Origin of the sequence: Adlercreutzia sp. DFI.6.23, from assembly GCF_024462535.1 — a bacterium.
Taxonomy (GTDB): Bacteria; Actinomycetota; Coriobacteriia; order Coriobacteriales; family Eggerthellaceae; genus Adlercreutzia; species Adlercreutzia rubneri.
Genome location: NZ_JANGBP010000605.1, coordinates 1 through 296, shown reverse-complemented (window position 1 = coordinate 296; position 296 = coordinate 1). Strand labels below are relative to the sequence as shown.

2 protein-coding genes are annotated in these 296 nt (G+C 65.2%); one reads left to right on the top strand and one right to left on the bottom strand.

From position 1 onward, the window contains the following. The coding region (locus NE591_RS14745) for a cyclic pyranopterin monophosphate synthase MoaC (RefSeq protein WP_305145277.1) at nt 1-171 on the bottom strand (171 nt) is incomplete at its 3' end. On the opposite strand from NE591_RS14745, the gene NE591_RS16440 reads away from it, so the two are divergent. Beyond that, nucleotides 151-296 (top strand): NlpC/P60 family protein (locus NE591_RS16440; RefSeq protein ID WP_371130637.1); only part of this gene is annotated, 146 nt, incomplete at its 3' end. The two genes, NE591_RS14745 and NE591_RS16440, sit on opposite strands and share 21 nt — an antisense overlap.

Below are 296 nucleotides of genomic sequence, written 5' to 3'. Positions count from 1 at the left end.
GGCGAGCACATCGCCCTTGGCCGCCTTGCCCTCCACGATGAGGGCCAACGTCTCCGGCTTCATGGAGATGAAGCCCTCGGCCACGGCCACGCGCTCGGTGTCGGCCTTCTGCGATACGTACACCATCCGCACGTCGCCGTTCTCGTCGATATGGGTCAGCTGCTCGGTCATTGTCCCGGCGATCTTCTGTTCTGGGGAAGCGGCTCGGGCGTCTATCATGTGGGCATTTACGCCGGCGATGGCGAGTACATCCACGCCTCCACCGGAGGCGGCCGCGTCATGCGCGCCACCTTCGA